Annotated in this window: 14 protein-coding genes; 13 read left to right on the top strand and 1 reads right to left on the bottom strand. The window is 70.9% G+C overall.

The window, feature by feature from the left end; translation table 11 throughout:
- The first annotated feature begins 22 nt into the window (after nt 1–22).
- Genes gap through ACWEOO_RS21450 form a run of 6 tightly spaced genes read left to right on the top strand, consistent with a single transcriptional unit; the run spans nt 23 to nt 6,417 of the window.
- Nucleotides 23–1,030, top strand: a complete 1,008-nt coding sequence (gene gap / locus ACWEOO_RS21425; RefSeq protein WP_452144483.1) for a type I glyceraldehyde-3-phosphate dehydrogenase — start codon at nt 23–25, stop codon at nt 1,028–1,030.
- Nucleotides 1,031–1,050: 20 nt separating this feature from the next.
- Nucleotides 1,051–2,016, top strand: coding sequence for a PEP/pyruvate-binding domain-containing protein (locus ACWEOO_RS21430; RefSeq protein WP_452144484.1), 966 nt, complete (start codon nt 1,051–1,053; stop codon nt 2,014–2,016).
- 5 nt (nt 2,017–2,021) lie between these two features.
- A complete protein-coding gene (locus ACWEOO_RS21435) occupies nt 2,022–2,612 on the top strand; it encodes a 2-oxoacid:acceptor oxidoreductase family protein (protein ID WP_452144485.1) in 591 nt (196 codons plus the stop codon).
- Entirely contained in the window at nt 2,596–3,771 is a 1,176-nt protein-coding gene (locus tag ACWEOO_RS21440) for a transketolase C-terminal domain-containing protein (protein WP_452144486.1), read from the top strand. Before ACWEOO_RS21435 ends, ACWEOO_RS21440 begins: the two co-directional genes overlap by 17 nt.
- Before the next feature lie 21 nt (nt 3,772–3,792).
- Nucleotides 3,793–4,782 (top strand): thiamine pyrophosphate-dependent enzyme, encoded by a 990-nt coding sequence (locus ACWEOO_RS21445; RefSeq protein ID WP_359928893.1) that lies wholly within the window; start codon nt 3,793–3,795, stop codon nt 4,780–4,782.
- Nucleotides 4,783–6,417: an NAD(P)-binding protein gene (locus tag ACWEOO_RS21450; RefSeq protein WP_452144487.1), complete on the top strand. Its 1,635-nt coding sequence runs from the start codon at nt 4,783–4,785 to the stop codon at nt 6,415–6,417. It begins immediately after the preceding gene.
- Here ACWEOO_RS21450 and ACWEOO_RS21455 read toward each other — a convergent pair.
- A complete protein-coding gene (locus tag ACWEOO_RS21455; RefSeq protein ID WP_452144488.1) occupies nt 6,392–7,207 on the bottom strand; it encodes a sigma 54 modulation/S30EA ribosomal C-terminal domain-containing protein in 816 nt (271 codons plus the stop codon). The genes ACWEOO_RS21450 and ACWEOO_RS21455 overlap by 26 nt on opposite strands.
- A 148-nt stretch (nt 7,208–7,355) precedes the next feature.
- Here ACWEOO_RS21455 and ACWEOO_RS21460 point away from each other — a divergent pair, with 148 nt between their 5' ends.
- From ACWEOO_RS21460 to ACWEOO_RS21490, 7 genes are all read left to right on the top strand, one after another.
- Nucleotides 7,356–8,255 carry a universal stress protein gene (locus tag ACWEOO_RS21460; RefSeq protein WP_452144489.1) on the top strand — a complete coding sequence of 300 codons (900 nt, stop codon included), beginning with the start codon at nt 7,356–7,358 and terminating at the stop codon, nt 8,253–8,255.
- A gap of 69 nt (nt 8,256–8,324) precedes the next feature.
- Nucleotides 8,325–9,296: a DUF2157 domain-containing protein gene (locus tag ACWEOO_RS21465; RefSeq protein ID WP_452144490.1), complete on the top strand. Its 972-nt coding sequence runs from the start codon at nt 8,325–8,327 to the stop codon at nt 9,294–9,296.
- A gap of 125 nt (nt 9,297–9,421) precedes the next feature.
- Complete coding sequence (locus ACWEOO_RS21470) at nt 9,422–10,315, top strand: class I fructose-bisphosphate aldolase (RefSeq protein WP_355691031.1); 894 nt, start codon at nt 9,422–9,424, stop codon at nt 10,313–10,315.
- Between the two features lie 14 nt (nt 10,316–10,329).
- Nucleotides 10,330–11,178 carry a universal stress protein gene (locus ACWEOO_RS21475; RefSeq protein ID WP_452144491.1) on the top strand — a complete coding sequence of 283 codons (849 nt, stop codon included), beginning with the start codon at nt 10,330–10,332 and terminating at the stop codon, nt 11,176–11,178.
- Nucleotides 11,178–11,843 carry a CBS domain-containing protein gene (locus ACWEOO_RS21480; protein WP_452144492.1) on the top strand — a complete coding sequence of 222 codons (666 nt, stop codon included), beginning with the start codon at nt 11,178–11,180 and terminating at the stop codon, nt 11,841–11,843. The genes ACWEOO_RS21475 and ACWEOO_RS21480 overlap by 1 nt, the downstream gene beginning before the upstream one ends.
- Before the next feature lie 46 nt (nt 11,844–11,889).
- A complete protein-coding gene (locus ACWEOO_RS21485; protein ID WP_452144493.1) occupies nt 11,890–12,501 on the top strand; it encodes a DedA family protein in 612 nt (203 codons plus the stop codon).
- A gap of 160 nt (nt 12,502–12,661) precedes the next feature.
- Nucleotides 12,662–18,022, top strand: a complete 5,361-nt coding sequence (locus tag ACWEOO_RS21490; RefSeq protein WP_452144494.1) for a hypothetical protein — start codon at nt 12,662–12,664, stop codon at nt 18,020–18,022.
- Nucleotides 18,023–18,134: the final 112 nt, after the last annotated feature.

The following is an 18,134-nucleotide window of genomic DNA, read 5'->3' on the forward strand; positions in this document are numbered from 1 at the left end:
CCGACCGACGGAGGGGCCGATCATGAGCGTGCGAGTGGGGATCAACGGGTTCGGGCGCATCGGGCGGGATTACCTGCGCTGTGTGCTCGAGCGCGGATCCAGCGGCATCGAGGTGGTGGCGGTCAACGACATCGCCGCACCGGAGACGCTCGCGCACCTGCTCCGCTACGACTCGACGTACGGTCCCCTGAAGGTGGAGGTCGGTCACACCGCGAACACGATCACGGTCGGCGGCCGGCGGCTGCTCGCGACTGCCGAGCGTGATCCGGCCCGGCTGGACTGGGCCGCGGTCGGCGCCGACATCGTGATCGAGTCGACCGGGAAGTTCCGCACCCGCGACGGCGCCGGCGCGCACCTGATCGCCGGCGCCCGCAAGGTGATCCTGTCGGTGCCCGGCAAGGACGTCGACGCGACCGTCGTCCTCGGCGTGAACGAGGACGACTACGACCCGGCGGCGCACGACGTCGTCTCGAACGCCTCGTGCACGACGAACTGCGTGGCGCCGATGGTGTCGGTGCTGCACCGGGCGTTCGGCGTCGAGCGCGGGCTGATGACGACGATCCACAGTTACACCAACGACCAGGTGCTGCTGGACTCCCCGCACAAGGACCTGCGGCGCGGCCGGTCCGGCGCCGTCAACCTGATCCCGACCAGCACCGGAGCGGCCCGCGCGGTCGGGCTGGTGATCCCGGAGCTGGCCGGGAAGATCGACGGCGTCGCGGTCCGGGTGCCGATCGAGGACGGCTCGCTCACCGACCTCGCGGTCGAGGTCTCCCGGCCGGTCACGGTCGAGCAGGTGAACCAGGCGTTCGCCGAGGCCGCGGCCGGTCCGCTGAAGGGGATCCTGCGCTACACCACGGATCCGATCGTGTCGCGCGACATCGTCGGCGACCCGGCGTCGTGCATCTTCGACGCGCAGCTCACCCAGGTCCAGGACCACCTGGTCAAGGTCTTCGGTTGGTACGACAACGAGTGGGGCTACACGAGCCGTCTGGTCGACCTGACCGAGCTCGTCGCCGCCTCGCTCTGACCAGCAGCTCTGGAGGAGAGATGAACACCGAGTACGTCGTACGGCTCGACGGCGACGTCGGATCGGAGCGGGTCGGGGTGAAGGCAGCCCGGCTGGCCGCACTGGCCGGCGACGGGATCCGCGTGCCCGACGGGTTCGCGCTGACCGCGGCGGCGTACCGCGAGTTCGTCCGCGAGACCCGGCTCGACCCGTTGATCGCGCAGTGGATCCGCCGCTTCCGGGCCGGCTGCGATCTGGTCGTGGCCGCCGCGGAGATCCGCACGGCGTTCCGCGACGCGCCGATGCCGCCGGCGCTCGCCGAGGAGATCCTGACCGCGTACGACGAGCTGGGCGGCGACGGCACCGACGTCGCGGTCCGGTGCAGCCCCGTCGACGGGGCGGACGGTGTGCAGGACGAGGTGTTCCTGCACCTGCGCACCGGCGCGGACGTGGTCGCGGCCTGCCGGCGGTGCTTCGCGTCGCTGTTCGGCACGGTCGCCGTCGGCAACCGTGAGGCCATGGGCCTGGACCACCTCGACGCTGTGATGCCGGTGACCGTGCAGACCATGGTGCGCGCCGACCTCGGCGCCTCCGGGACGGCGCGGGGCGAGAGCACGTTCGTCCGGATCCGGGCGACCTGGGGTCTGGGCGAGCCGCCCGCCGGTGACGCCGACCTGTACTCGGTCCATCCCGGCGGACGGCCGCTGATCGTGCGGCACCGCGGCGCCAAGCTGACCAAGGTCGTGTACGGCGACCCGCGCGGGACGCGGACCGTTCCGACGACGTACGACGAGCGGATGGCTCTGGTGCTGACCGACGACGAGCTGCAGCAGATCGCCGCCTGGTCGGTGGCCGCCGACCAGCACTTCCGGCGCCCGATGGCGCTGGAGTGGGCCAAGGACGGGGTGACCGGGAGCCTCTTCGTGGTAGAGGTCCGTCCGTGGGCGGTGCCCACGGTGACCATCGCCGCGCGCGGCCGGTCCGCCGCCGTCCCGCGGCACGGGTGACGGGCGTGTTCGAGATCCGGATCCACGGCCGCGGCGGGCAGGGAGTGGTGACGACCGCCGAGCTGTTGTCGGTCGCCGCGTTCACCGAGGGCCGGCACGCGCAGGCGTTCCCGACCTTCGGCTCTGAACGCACGGGCGCTCCGGTCGTCGGGTTCTGCCGGATCGGCGACCGTCCGATCCGGACCCACGAACCGGTCGCGGAGCCGGACGCGCTGATCGTCCAGGACGCCACGCTGATCCATCACATCGACGTGTTCGGCGGTCTCGGCGACGACGGGTACCTGCTGATCAACACGTCCTGTTCGCTCGCGGAGCTCGGGCTGGATGCCTTCGTCCGGCGGTTCCGGCCCGGACGGGTGCTGACGGTGCCGGCCACCGAGCTGGCCCTGACCCATCTGGGCCGTCCGCTGCCGGGTGCCGTCCTGCTCGGCGCGTTCGCCGCGCTGACCGGGCAGGTGCGGCCGGAGTCGGTCGTCGCCGTCGTCCGGGAACGCTTCGCCGGACAGGTTGCCGAGGGCAACGTCGCGGCCGTTCGCGCGGCCTACGACCTGGCCCGGGCGACCCTCGGGGAGGCAGCTCATGCGCTCACAGATTGAGGGCTCGCGCGCGGTCGCGGAAACCGTCGCGCGCTGCCGGCCCGAGGTGATCTGCGCGTACCCGATCTCGCCGCAGACCCACATCGTGGAGGCGCTCAGCGTGCTGGTCGCCTCCGGCCGGCTCGCGCCGTGCGAGTTCGTCAACGTCGAGTCGGAGTTCGCCGCGATGTCGGTCGCGATCGGTGCGTCGGCCACCGGCGCCCGGGCGTACACCGCGACCGCCAGTCAGGGCCTGCTGTACATGGCCGAGGCGCTGTTCAACGCGTCGGGGCTCGGCCTGCCGATCGTGATGACGGTGGCGAACCGGGCGATCGGCGCCCCGATCAACATCTGGAACGACCACAGCGACGCGATGTCGCAACGCGACTCCGGCTGGATCCAGCTGTACGCCGAGAGCAACCAGGAGGCGGCCGACCTGCACGTGCAGGCGTTCCGGATCGCCGAGGAGCTGTCCCTTCCGGTGATGGTGTGCATGGACGGGTTCGTGCTGACGCACGCGGTCGAGGGCGTCGACGTACCGTCGCAGGAGCAGGTCGACGCGATCCTGCCGCCGTACCGGCCGCGGCAGGTGCTCGATCCCGACGCCCCGATGACGATCGGCGCGATGGTCGGGCCGGACGCGTTCATGGAGGTCCGGTACCTCGCGCACCAGCGGCACCGGGAGGCGCTGACGGTGATTCCGAGGATCGCCGACGAGTTCGCGCAGGAGTTCTGGCGGAGCTCGGGCGGTCTGGTCCGGCCGTACGGATGTCTGGGCTCGGAGACGGTGGTGGTGGCGCTCGGCTCGGTGCTGGGCACGCTGAAGGACACCGTCGACGAGCTCCGCTCGGAAGGTCTGAGCATCGGGGTCCTCGGTGTGACGACGTTCCGACCGTTCCCGTCGAGTGCCGTGCGGGCCGTGCTGCGCGGCGCTCGCCGGGTGGTCGTGCTCGAGCGGGCGCTCGCGGTGGGGATGGGCGGCATCGTCGCCGCGGACGTCCGGGGGAGCGTGCCGGAGGCGTCGATCGCGACGGTGATCGCGGGTCTCGGCGGGCGGCCGGTGACGAAGGCGTCGCTGCGGGCGATGCTGACCGACGCCGCTGCCGGCCGTCTCGGCCCGTTGACCTTCCTGGATCTCAAGGACGACGTGGTCAAGCGCGAACTGCGCCGTACGGGCTGAGCAGCGATCGGAGGAGGCATCATGCCTGCGGAACGGATCAAGTTCTACCAGACCGGCAGCTTCGCGGTCGGGAACCGGCTGCTCGCCCCCGACCAGCGCGCGGTACAGGCCGACGCCGACCGCACCAACTCGCTGACCATGGGCCACCGCGCCTGTCAGGGCTGCGGTGAGGCGCTCGGCGCACGCTACGTGCTGGACGCCGTGATGCGCGCTGCCGGCAGTCGAGCGGTGACGGTGAACGCCACGGGCTGCCTGGAGGTCTTCTCGACGCCGTACCCCGAGTCGTCATGGCGGGTCGCGTGGCTGCATTCCCTGTTCGGCAACGCGCCCGCGGTGGCTACCGGTGTCGCCGCCGCTTTGAAGGCGAAGGGCCGCACGGACGTCCGCGTGGTCGGCCAGGGCGGTGACGGCGGCACGGTCGACATCGGTATGGCGTGCCTGTCCGGCATGTTCGAGCGCAACGACGACGTGCTGTACGTGTGCTACGACAACGGCGGCTACATGAACACCGGTGTCCAGCGGTCCGGGGCCACTCCGCACGGGGCCGTGACCACCACGACTCCGGCCGGGAATTCGTTCGGCCAGGGCAAGAGCCTTCCGCTGATCGCGATGGCGCACCGGATCCCGTACGTCGCCACCGCGACCGTCGCCGACCTGCGCGACCTGGAGTACAAGGTGACCAAGGCGATGGGGTACCACGGCGCGCGCTATCTGCACGTGCTCGTGCCGTGCCCGCTCGGCTGGCGGACCGCGTCCGACGAGACGATCCGGATCGCCCGGCTGGCCACCGAGACCGGGATCTTCCCGGTGTTCGAGGCCGTCGACGGTGAGGTGACCGACGTGACGCGGATCCGCAGGCTCCGCCCGGTGGTCGACTACCTGCGGCCGCAGGGCCGGTTCGCGCACCTGTTCGGCGACACCCCGAGCGACGACCTGATCAGCCGGATCCAGGCCGAGGCGGACCGCACCGTCCGCACCTTCGGCCTGACCGAACCCGACGAGGTGATGTAGATGCCTGAGGCAAACAGCGTGCACCCGTACGCGATCACGCTGGATGTCGGATCGAGCCTGGCCAACAAGACCGGGTCGTGGCGGACCGAGCGGCCGGTGTACCTGGACCGGATGCCGCCCTGCAACGACGCGTGCCCGGCCGGGGAGAACATCCAGGAGTGGCTGGCGCACGCCGAGGAAGGCGACTACGAGGCCGCTTGGCGCCGGATCATGGTGGACAACCCGTTCCCGGCGGTCATGGGCCGGATCTGCTACCGGCCGTGCGAGACCGCCTGCAACCGGGCGACGCTCGACGAACCGGTCGGGATCAACTCGGTCGAGCGGTTCCTGGGCGACGAGGCGATCAAGCAGGGCTGGTCCGTCGCGGTCGAGGCCGCGCCGACCGGCAAGCGGGTGCTGATCGTCGGTGCCGGCCCGTCCGGGCTGTCCGCGGCGTACCACCTGGCGCGGTTCGGCCACGAGGTGACGGTGCGGGACGACTCACCGGACGGCGGCGGCATGATGCGGTACGGCATCCCGTCGTACCGGCTGCCGCGGGACGTCGTCGACGCCGAGATCCGCCGGATCGCCGACCTCGGCGTCCGGCTCGAACTCGGCCGCGCGGTCACCGACCTGGACAGTGAACTGGACGCGTTCGACGCGGTGTTCCTGGCGGTCGGCGCGCACATCGGCCGCCGGGCCGACATCCCGGCCGGCGACTCCGCGCGCATCGTCGACGCGGTGTCGATGCTGGCCGGCCTGGAGAAGGGCGAGCGGCCGTTGCTGGGTCGCCGGGTCGCGGTGTACGGCGGCGGCAACACCGCGATGGACGTCGCCCGGACCGCGCGCCGGCTCGGCGCCGCGGACGCGGTCGTGGTGTACCGGCGGACCCGCGAACGGATGCCGGCCCATGACATCGAGGTCCAGGAGGCGCTCGAGGAGGGCGTCCGGATGCGCTGGCTGTCGACCATCGTGTACGCCGGGGACGACCAGGTGCGGATCGAGAAGATGCGCCTCGACGAGTCCGGGTTCCCGCAGCCGACCGGCGAGTTCGAGGAGCTGGACGCGGACTCGGTGGTGCTCGCCCTCGGGCAGCAGGCCGACCTGGCGCTCGTCGCGGACCTTCCCGAGGTGACCGTCGCCGACGGCGTCGTGCAGGTGGATGCCGCGATGATGACGGGCCGGGCGGGCTTGTTCGCGGGTGGCGACATGGTGCCCGGCGAACGGACCGTCACGGTTGCCGTCGGCCACGGGAAGCAGGCCGCGCGGAACATCGACGCGTGGCTGCGGGGCACGGCGTACACGCATCCGGACCGGCCGGAGCTCGCGACGTACGAGCGGCTGAACACCTGGTACTACTCGGACGCGCCGGCGACCGTACGGCCGCAGCTGGACGTCGCGCGGCGGATCACGACGTTCGACGAGGTGACCGCCGGACTGACCGCCGAGACCGCACTGTTCGAGGCCCGGCGCTGCCTGTCGTGCGGCAACTGCCTGGAGTGCGACAACTGCTTCGGCGTCTGCCCCGACAACGCCGTCATCAAGCTCGGGCCCGGCAAGCTCTACGAGATCGACCTGGACTTCTGCAAGGGCTGCGGCCTCTGTGCCGCCGAGTGCCCGAGCGGAGCCATCACCATGGTCCGTGAGCGTTCGTGACGGGCGCGGTGGAGCCGAGCAGGGCGTAGTGGCCGTCGAAGCGGGCGTAGAGGGCGTGAAGGCGGCCGGTGAACTTCTCGGTGAAGATGTCGACGGGCGCGCCGGTGAGGTCGAGCCGGGCGACGGCCTGCGGGATGGTGCTCCACTCGGCGACGGCGAGCGCGATCGGGGGTGAGGTGGCCTCGAGGCCGAGCGGGTTCGGCCGGGACTGGAAGATCCGGTAGCGGCCGGGGCCGGAGCGCATCACGATGCTGTCCTGGCGGCTGTACTTCTCGCGGAACAGGTGGAAGCGGTAGTCCATCGCCTCCAGAACGGTGATCGCCTCGGCCGCCGTCATCGCCGTCGGGTGGCAGCCCTTGTGACGGGTCACGCGCCGGCCGGCCGGCGGCAGGAGCTCGGGCGGCGAGGGCGGCGGCAGGGTGGTGACCTGTTGCCGCAGGCACTCGGCGAGCACGGACGGGAACAGGTGCAACTGCTCGATGGTGCGGGTCGCGAGCAGGCTGACGAGGTCGGACATCGTGGCGGCGGCGACCTGCGCCCGGACGCGATGACCGCCGCTCAGCTGGACGTCGATCTGGGCGACCAGCGGCCGGAGCAGACCGGGCTCGGTCAAGCGCGTGAGTCGCACCCGGCTGTGCGGCGCCCAGGTCCCGAGGATCGGAGCCAGGTGCTCGCGGACCACCGCCGCGGCGTCGGTCGGCAGGATCCCCGCCGTACTGACCGAGATCGCGGCGACCGCCCGCAGCGGTACCACGCGTAACGGCACTGTGCCATGACTCTCAGTGCTCATCGTCCCCCCTGATCTCGGCCACAGCCCCCACGGTCGCACCGTGCCCGCCCGGCGGGCAGGTCCGTTGGGCCCCGAAACAGGGCCGTTGGTCCCTGCCGCGGCGGGCGTTCCGGCGGTCAGGATCGGGGGCACGGCGAGAGGAGCTTCCGTGGACGGGTCCGGCAAGGTACGACGGTTCGAGGGGCGGCCGATCGTGGTCGGCTACGACGGCTCGGCGGCGAGCGACGCGGCGGCGCGCTGGGCCGCGGGGGCGGCGCAGCGGGTCGGGCGCCGGGTGCGGATGATCCATGTGATGCCCTGGCCGGCCCTGCGCGGCAGCGGCGGCGCCGCGGTCGCGCTCGGCACGGATGCCCTCGGGCGCGCGGCCGAGCGGCTGCTGGACAAGTCCTGCCGGGACATCCGTCACGCATACCCCGGTGTGCTGATCGACGCCGAGGTCGTGATCGGCGACCCGGTTCCGGTGCTGCTGCGGGAAGCCGCCGGCGCCTCGTTGCTGGTGCTCGGCTCCCGCGGTCTGGGCGAACTGCGTGAGCTCGCCGGAGGCTCGGTGATGGCTCATATCGCCACCCATGCGACCAGCCCGGTCGTCGTCGTACCGGCGGACTGGCAGCCGCGGCCGGAAGGCCCGCGCCAGGTCGTCGTCGGTGTCGACGGATCGGCGGAGAGCTGGAACGCGGTCGCGTTCGGGTTCGAGTTCGCCGAGCAGACCGACGCCTCGGTCACGGCCGTGCTCGCGTGGCACGACCCGCAGAGCACCGGTCCCGGCGACATGCTGTTCCCGGTCCACGACCTCAACGCGCTGGAGGAGGACAGCGCCGTCCTGCTGAGCGAGGCGGTCGCCGGTCAGGCGGTCGACCATCCGGACGTGAAGGTCACCGAGACGGTCGTGCACGGGGTGCCGTCGAGGGTGCTGGAGGAGCAGTCTCGCGACGCCGATCTGCTCATCGTCGGATCGCGCGGCCGGGGACGGATCCGCGGCTTCCTGCTCGGCTCGGTCAGCCGCGCCGTCCTGCACCACGCGTCCTGCCCGGTAGCTGTCGTGCGCTGAACCGTCGGCCTACCCAGCACAGGACATTCGGCCCTGCCGAGCGCGGACCGTACGACAGACGCTGGACACATGAGGACATCCGCCAGCGATCGACGGTCGATGTCGAATCTCGTCGACCATTGGCTGGCCGACGGCCTCATCACGTCCGCACAGGCCGACCGGATGCGCGCCGAACTCGACGGCATCCCGCACCCCGTCGCGCACGACATTCCGGCCGACGGCCGCGGCCGTACGTCGTTGGTGGTGGAAGCCCTGGCGTACCTCGGCGGCGTGATCGTGATGGTGGCCGCCGGCTTGATCAGTGCGCAGTACTGGAGCGAGCTGGGGGACGCAGGTCAACTCGCCGTCGTCGGAGGTGCCGCGGCCGCGTTGCTGCTGGCCGGAGCCTTGGTCCCGGTCCACAGCGCTCCTGGTGTCCGGCTGCGGTCCGTGCTGTGGCTGCTGTGCACCGCAGGGACCGGAGCGTTCCTCGCGCTGTTCGCCGATATCGTCCTGGAGCTGGACGGCAGCGCGATCGGAATGGTCGCAGGTGGGGGAGCTGCCGTGCTCGCCGCGGTGCTCTGGTGGCGCCTTCCCGGCCTCGCGCAGCAGGCGGCCTTCTTCGTGGCCACGATGCTCGCGGCCGGGGCGACCGTCGCCGAGCTGACCACCGCCCCGCACCTGCCCGGGCTGGCCGTCTGGACCACCGGAGGGATCTGGTTCCTGCTCGGATGGTTCGGAACGGTGCAGCCGCGCCGCGAAGTCCAGGCGCTGGCGGCCGCCGCCGCGCTGATCGGCGCGTTGATGACACTGCCGACGAACGTCGGGATGGTGCTCGCGCTGTGCACCGTCGTGGCCGTCGTGGTGCTGGCGGTAGTCGTCCGCGACCTGCTGCTGCTCGCGGTGGGTGCGCTCGGCGCCCTGAACACCCTGCCGGTCGTGGTCAACGAGTGGTTCCCGGGCGAACTCGCGGCCCCGCTGGTGCTGCTGGTCGTCGGTGCCCTGCTCGTCACGGCCGCGGTCTACACAGCCAAGAGGGGAAAGGGCCACAACCGTGACTGAGCCCTCGATCGACGTCGACTGCCCGACAGTCCAAGGTCCCGGCGGAACCGGGCCCGTCGCCTCTGCCGTCCGGAATGCGGCGGGACGACAGTGGACGTGGGGCTGAGTGAGCGGAGGTAAGCATCATGCAGACCAGGCCGGCTCTGAACGAACTCGGCTTGAACGCCGGCAAGAAGGCGCGGTTGCGGCGAATCCTGTTCGACCACGGCCTGCGCAACGGTACGGCGCTGTTCCTTCCGTACGACCAGGGTCTCGAGCACGGGCCGCGCGACTTCTTCGCGAACCCGGTCGCGTCGGACCCGGCGTACATCATGAAACTGGCGATCGCCGGCGAATTCAACGGGGTCGCGCTGCAGATCGGGCTGGCGGAGAAGTTCTTCTGGGACTACGCCGGTGAGATCCCGCTGATCCTGAAGCTGAACGGCAAGACCGACATTCCGCCGGACGCCGCCGCGCTGTCGCCGGTCCATGCGAGCGTCGCGGACGCCGTCCGGCTGGGTGCGGACGCGGTCGGCTACACGCTGTACGTCGGATCGCCCGCGCAGGAGGCGGACTTCGCGCAGTACCGGACGATCCGCGCCGACGCCGAGCGGTTCGGCATGCCGCTCGTCGTCTGGGCGTACCCGCGGGGCTCGGCGATCGAGGCGAAGGGCGGCAAGGACTCGTTCTACGCCGTCGACTACGCCGCGCGGGTCGCGAGCGAGCTGGGCGCGGACGTGGTGAAGGTGAACTTCCCGCACCCGGACAAGCGCGACGCCGTCAAACCGCCGTATGAAGAGATCTTCTCGCCGCAGCAGGCGATCGACGGCGTGGTCCGCTCCGCCAACCGCACGCTGGTGCTGGTCTCCGGCGGCGAGCGGGCCGGCGACGACGCGATGTACCGCAAGGCCGAGCAGGCGATGGACGCCGGTGGTCTCGGCTGCATTTTCGGCCGCAACGTCTGGCAGCGCGGGTACGACGAGTCGCTGGCCTTCGTCGACGGCCTCAAGGAAATCCTCGTCCAGCACCCCAGTCGATGAAAGGAATTCCCGTCATGTCGAAGTACATCCTCGTCGGTGTGGACGACTCGCCCGAGGCGCAGACCGCGCTGCACTGGGCCGTGGAGGCCGCTGCGGAGCGCGATCTGCCGGTCCGGGTGGTCCGTGCGTACCTGGACGAGGCCAGCCGCTGGCCGGCTGTCGGGGCCGAGGGGTATCTCCCGCCGCCGATGCCGCTCGACAGGTTCGAGCACGAGCTGGACGCCGCGGTGCGGTACGCGCGGGACCGGCTCGGCTACGAGCGCGGCTCGGGATGGCTGGCGAACACCGATCCGTCGGACGCGCTGCTGATCGAGGCGGAGCACGCTGAGATGGTTGTCCTCGGAACGCGCTCGCGGAACAAGGCGTCCGCGGCGTTCCTGGGCTCGGTGGCGACTGCGGTGGCGGCGAAGGCACCGTGCCCGGTGGTCGTTGTCCGCGGCGAACGGCGCGACGGTCCGGTCGTCGTCGGCACCGACGGGTCGCCGGACTCGGAGGGGGCCCTGTCCTTCGCCTTCGACCAGGCGGACCGCGCCGATCATCCACTCGAGGTCGTGTACTGCTGGCAGCCACAGGCCGATCACCACGCGTCCATCGAGAGCACCCACCAGCTGTTGAAGGACTGGCTGGCCGAGAGTCTGCAGGGGTACCAGGACAAGTTTCCGCGGGTGAAGGTCCGTGCGTCCGTCCTCGAGGGGCGCGCGAGCGCGCAGCTGATCGCGTGGTCCGACACGGCCTCGCTCGTCGTGGTCGGCTCCCGGGGCCGCGGCGGCGTGGCCGGGCTGCTGATGGGCTCGGTCAGTCAGAGTCTTCTCCACCATGCGGCGTCGCCGGTCGCGATCGTCCGCCGGGCCAAGGAGTCATGATGCGGCACTACCTGACGGCCTCGGACGTGATGACCAAGGACGTCGTCACCGTCGCCGAGGACACGCCCTTCAAGACCGTCGCCGCCGTCCTGGCCGAGCACCACATCAGCGCGGTGCCCGTGCGCAGCACGTTCGGCGGGGTCGTCGGCATCGTCTCCGAGACCGATCTGCTGCGCAAGGAGGAGTTCCAGCGCCGGCCACGCCGTCCCTGGCAGCGCGGCGGGACGCGGACCAAGGCGGACGCGACGACGGCCCAGCTGCTGATGTCCACCCCGGCCGTGACGATCGAAGGCGGCTGCACGCTGGACGAGGCCGCCCGGCTGATGGCGGCACGCCGGATCACCCGGCTGGTCGTGATGGACGGCGACGAGCTCGCCGGCATCGTGACCCGGTCCGATCTGCTGCGCGCCTTCCTCGCTCCGGATCAGGAGATCCTGGCGCGGGTCCGCCGCGATGTCGTCGAACGGCAACTGTGGGACGAACCGCTGGCTGTCCAGATCGACGTACTCGAAGGTGTGGTGACCCTGTCCGGGCAGGTCCCGCAGCGCAGCACCGCCGCGCTGGCCGGCAGCCTGGTCGCGGGCGTGGACGGCGTGGTCGGCGTCCGCAACGAGCTGACCTGGGAGTTCGACGACACGGCCCGCGCGGCCGGACCGTTCTACTGACGGGTTCAGAGCTGGGTGGAAGGAGGCGGTCCCGACGCTGAACGCGGTGTACGACTGGCTGGCCGGCCTTCCGCCGTGGCTGGTGATCACGGTGGCCGGTCTGCTGCCGGCGCTCGAGGCATCGACCTTCCTCGGCCTGCTCGTCCCGGGTGAGACCGCGGTCATCATCGGCGGAGTCGCGGCCCACTCCGGCGCCCTGCCGCTGTGGGCGGTGATGGTCGCCGCCGCGGTCGGTGCGGTCGTCGGCGACCAGATCGGATTCGTCGTCGGCAGACGTCACGGCCCTGCGCTTCTCGGCCGGCTGCCGGGCAGGTTTCGCCGTCGTGAGCAGATCGATCGGACGCTGGCACTGATTGCCCGCCGCGGCGCCGCCGCGGTCGTGCTCGGGCGCTGGACCGCGGCCTTCCGCGCGCTCGTGCCGGGGATCGCGGGCATGAGCCGCATGCGGCGCTCGCACTTCACCGTCGCCAACGTGATCGGCGGCGTCGCCTGGGCCGTCCTCGTCGCCGCCGGCGGCTACCTCGCCGGAGCCTCGTACCGCGCCCTCGAACAACGCCTCGGTCTCGTGAGCGGGCTCCTGCTGGGGACCTTCGTCCTCGGCGTGATCGTTGCCCTGCTCGTGGCTCACCGCCGGCGTCGGCGCCGGAGTGTCCCCTGAGAACTCCATGACGGATGAGTGTCGGGCGGTCCGCTGCCGGCGGAGGGGCCGATGAGAAGTCGATGAGAACTCTGTCATCCGATCCTGCCGCCGCTCGCCCTGCCCCACTGTTGCGCTGACGGCGCGGCGCCCGACGGGGCGCGCGAGTGGGGGAGGGATCGTGACACAGCAGTGGAGATCCGTGCCGCGGCGATGGCTGCGGATGGCGGTCGCGTTCGTTCTGATCGCGGCGATGACGTCCGCGGCGCAACTGGGCCGCAACGCGGCGCCGGCGCGGGCCGCGGAGCCGGGGAGCCTGACCCTGCACGTGGCCAGCGCGCGATCGGTGAACTCAGGTCCCGGATTCGTGCACGAGAACGATCCGGTGCCGCGGTACAAGTGGCTGATCAACATCGACGACACCGGTGACCCGGGCACCCGGACGAACCAGCTGACCGACCGGTGCCTTCCGGCGATGGCGCCGGGCGGTTCCGCCGACCCGGACTACGCGGACACCTGTCCGTGGCCGTCGACCAGGCCGACGTCGGGATTCGCCCCGATCGTTGCCCAAGGCACCGAGGCGGACCTCGGGGACAGTACGCCGCTGACCGGACTGCCGCCCGGCAAGTACCTGATCTCGGTGACCGCCGACGGGTTCAAGATCGACGGTCAGCACTTCACGATCAGCGCCGGGCAGACCACCCGTGCCGTGGTCCGGATGAACCCGACGCCGTTGCCGCTGACCACGCTCCGGCTGCAGGTGTTCAACGACAGCGTCCCGGTCGACGGGACCTACGAGGTGGACGCCGAGCAGGGACTCGCGGGCTTCACCGCGAGCCTCACCGACGTCCTCGGACTGGTGAGCACCGACTACTACGGCAATCCGCTGTGCACGATCTACAAGCACGCGAACGCGAACGGCTCCGGCCGGATGCTGTTCGACGCGGACAACCGGCCGATCATCGACACCGCCCGGTCCACCGGTCAGTGCGTCAGTGACGCGACCGGCGCGATCGTGATCCCGAACCTCGGCCCGAACCGGTACGCCGCCACCGTGACGCCACCCGCGGCGCAGGCCGGCCAATGGGTGCAGACCACCACGCTCGAGGGCGGTCACGACCACGACATCTGGCAGCAGGAGGGCGAGACCGGCTACGACACCGAGCAGGTGCGCGGGGCGGAACTGGTGTCCGCCGTGCAGTTCGGCTTCGTCCGCGCGAAGGCCATGACGTCGCCCGCCGGCACCACCGGTGAGGTCAAGGGCGTCGCGATCGCCGGCCTGCCGTACATCGGCGGGCAGAACGGCCAGGTCGTGCCGGAGACGGGCTTCGCCGGTGCGAAGTCCGACGGCCCGATCCCGTACCCGTGGGTCGCGCTGTCCGACCTCGACGCCGGCGACGCGGCGGTGTACGTCGGCCGCGGCGCCGCGAACGGCAGCTTCGACATCACCGGTGTGCCCGACGGGACCTACCAGCTGACGTTGTGGGACGACGACCAGGACTACATCCTGTGGAGCTTCAACGTCGAGGTGCACAACGGCGACGTGACCGACGTCGGCAACAAGATGCTCGTCGGCTGGTTCACGCACATCAACGGCACCGTGTTCATCGATGCCAACGGCAACGGCAAGCGCGACACCGGCGAGCGGGCGGTCCCGAGCTTCGGCCTGACCGTGCGCGAGCGCGACAACTCGCTGATGGACCAGTACACCAACACGGTGGTGACCGACTCGGCCGGCAATTACGACATCAGGGAGACCTACCCGCTCGGGAAGTGGCTGGTCCTGGAGGGCTTCAACACCCGGTACAAGACGACCGGCATCACCTACCAGGCCGCCAACGAGACCAAGCCGACCACGCAGCTCGGCAGCCTGGTGGACATCAACTTCCTGCCGATCATCGGCCTGCGCGGCCGGATCGACTGGGGTGTCCAGCCGTACGACGCCGGGACGAACGGCGGCATCGTGGGCACGGTCACCTACGACACCACCCGCAACGAACTGGACCCGGCGATGGCGGCGACCGAGCCGTACCAGCCGGGCATCCCCGGGGTCCCGGTGCGCCTGTACCTGCCGAAGGCCTGCACGGACAGCACCCCGGCGGAGCTCTGCCGGCAAGGCTACGAGACCGAGCCGAAGCAGATTTCCGACGGCAACGGCGGGCTGGTCGACAACCCGGCGTACGGCGCGTTCGTCAAGGGACCCGAAGTTCAGGAGGCGTACACGTCGGAGGAGTGGGCGCCGCCGCGTGGCTGTACGGCGCGGACGTACGACGGGCGGCCGCTGACCGATCAGCAGGCGCTGCCCGCGTTCGGGACGACCGAGAACCGCCTGTGCGTGGAGGCGCCGATGATGGGCGTCACGGTCGGAGCCAGCGACAGGGCCGGCGGCGGTCAGACCGTGAACGGCAACTACGGCTTCACCACGTCGAAGATCAACCTGTACCCGCCGACGGACACGGTGCACAACCCGGACGGGCTGGAGTTGTACGCGCCGCTGCCGGACGGGCAGGAACAGGACCTGCCGGCCCGCGACTACCTCGTCTCGGTGGACATCCCGAACGACCCGGTCGACGGCAAGCCGATGTACAAGGTCACCAGCGAGGAGGACGTGAACGTCTTCGACGGTGACACCTACCTGCCGCAGGAGAACTACCCGCCGGCGACCCCGGCACAGGCCGACGATCCGGCCGGTCCGCCGGACCCGACGCCGACGCCACCCGCCGAGCCGCCCTCGCAGCAGGCCGGCATCATCTCGCCGTGCGCCGGACCGCTGCACACGGTCAACGTGACCAACCCGAACTTCAACGCCGGCGGGGGCAGCCCCTTCCAGGGGTACGAGCGCCCGTCGTGCGGTGCGAAGCTGGTCGGGTTGCGCGCCAACCAGGCGACCGCGCCGAACTTCAGCCTGTTCACCGATGTGCCGATCCCGACCCACTTCTGGGGCCTGACGCTGAACGACCTCGGCCTGACTCTCGACAAGCGCAGTGTCAACTACGGCGAGGCGCAGGGTCTGCCGTTCGTCCCGGTCGGCCTGTACGACTGGTCCGGCCGGCTGGTGGACACCGTGCACACCGACTTCAACGGACTGTACGAGGCGCTGGAGCCGTCGACGGGCACGTACAACTGTCCGCTGCCGGCCGGCCCGTGCCCGAACATGTACCGGTTCGTCGGCAACGATCCCGGTCAGCCGGGCGCGCTGAATCCCGACTACAACCCGCGGTTCCGGACGATCGCGACGAACTTCCAGGCCTGGCCCGGGTTGTTCACCGTGACGGACGAGGCACCCACGCAGGTCGCCGCGACCGTGCTCGCACCGGACACGACGACCGTCAACCCGACGATCTGCGACCTCGGCCCGAACGTCCCGCAACTGCTGGCGGTCGACCGGCCGTACATCCGGCGCAGCGACGCGAACCGGTCGATCACCGTGACCGGTTTCGGCTTCGGAGACGCGGGCGGCCCGGACAGGCTGACGCTGAACGGTACGACGATGTCGGTCACCAGTTGGACCGACAAGAAGATCACCTTCACCGTCCCGGTCGGCTTCGCGACCGGTGCCGCCGTACTCGAGATCACCGGGCACAACGGCAAGCAGAGCGTCAACGGTCTCACCCTGCAGGTGCTCGGCCTGAACATCCCGCTGCTGGCCGGGATGTCGGCGGCCAGCCCGCTGATCGCCGAGGTGGGACCGACCAAGACCTACAAGACCGTGCAGGCCGCCCTGGAGGCGGCGACGCCGACGCGGCTGCGCCCGTACTGGCTGGTGGTCGTGTGGCCGAACGCGCAGACCGGCGCCAACCCGCGCGGCGACTACAACGAGAACCTGATCGTGCATCACCAGGTCCGCATCCAGGGCGTCGGTCCGGGCGGCTTCGACCCGTCCGGCACCTGGGTCCCCGGCTCGATCCTCGACGGTTCCGGCTTCAACCTGGACAACCCGAACGGGACCGCGTGGATCAACCTGCTCAGCGGCCTGCGGTACTCCGGTGATCCGGCGGTGCCGGACTCGGCGGTCGTCACCGTCCTGGACGATCCGGCGCGGGCCGGGTTCGTCCCGGCAAGCTGGTCCGTGACGCTGGACGGACTGAGCATCACCGGCGGCGCCCAGGCGGACATCCCCGGGAACGTCAACGTGCTGACCGGTGCGATCAGCACGCCGTACGGCGCGGACGGCGCGCTGGTCACGCAGGGTGGCGGCGTCTACGTGCACTCCAACGTCCGCGGCCTGCGGCTCACCGACAACGTCATCCACGGCAACGGCGGCTCGTACGGCGGCGGTGTCCGGATCGGCACGCCGTACCTCGGCGACAACCGCAACTACGACCCGGTGATCGCGCGCAACCAGCTCCGCGACAACGGCGGCACCAACCTGGCCGGCGGGATCGGGCTGTTCACCGGCAGCGACGGCTACCAGGTCGTCGACAACGCGCTGTGCGGGAACTTCTCCGCCGAGTACGGCGGTGCGCTGACCGCCTTCGGGTACATGGCGAATCCCGGCGGCAGCACCGGCGGCCGGATCGCGAACAACCGGATCTGGTTCAACGCCTCCTACGACGAGGGCGGCGGCGTGATGATCGCCGGCGAGCTGCCGGCCACACCGACCGCGCTGTCGCCGGGATCCGGTCCGGTGACGATCGACGCCAACGTGATCCAGGCCAACCTCGCGAACGACGACGGCGGCGGCATCCGGCTGCTCCAGGTCAGTGGGTCGCACATCTCCCGGTCCGATCCGCAGACCGTCGCGATCACGAACAACACGATCGCCGACAACATCTCGGCGCACGAGGGCGGCGGGCTGGCGCTCGACGACGCGGTGTTCGTGAACGTCGTCAACAACACGATCACGAAGAACCTGACGACGGCCTCGGCGGTGACCAGCAACGGTCTGCCGGCTCCGGCCGGCCTGTCGACCGCGGCCAACAGCGACCCGTTGCAGGCGAGACTGCGCACCACGTCGTTGTTCCCCGGATCGGCGACGCTGGCGGCCACGACGTTCAGCAAGCCGACGCTGCTGAACGACGTGTTCTGGGACAACCGGGCCGGCTCGTTCTCGGGCGGGTACGTGTACGGGATCGGCGGTCAGTTGCCCGACGGTACGGCGAACTCCGTGAACACCTGGGATCTGGGCGTGGCCGACGTCCCCGACGCCCTGCTGACACCGACGCACTCGGTGCTGCAGGACACCACCGGGACGGCGCCGGACGCGACCAACTCGTCGGCGGACCCCCGGTTCGTGTCGCCGTACGAGGTCTCGGTGAACATCCTCGCGGTCCGGTCCTACCCGGCCTTCCGCCAGGCGGTCATCGTGGCGCAACTGCTGCCGCCCGACCTGATGGGCGACTTCCATCTGGCCACCGGCGCCCCGGCCTCGTCGGCGCGGGGCCTGGGCGGCGCGAACACCGTCGTCCGGTGGGGGACCGCGACGACCGGCTTCAGCTACACCGTGACGGCCCCCAGCCCGGACATCGACGGCCAGCCCCGGCCGACAGTTACCGGAGCCTTGCGCCGCTACGACGCCGGATCCGACCAGATGACGCCGTGAGTCGTGCGGCCCGCCGTTCCCTAGCGGCGGTCCTGTTGCACAAGAACCCCGCACGCCCGCAGGCGATCGACGTCACCGGCGGGTCGGCGCATGTCTTCTACCCCGAGGCGAC

Source organism: Kribbella sp. NPDC004138, assembly GCF_053603655.1.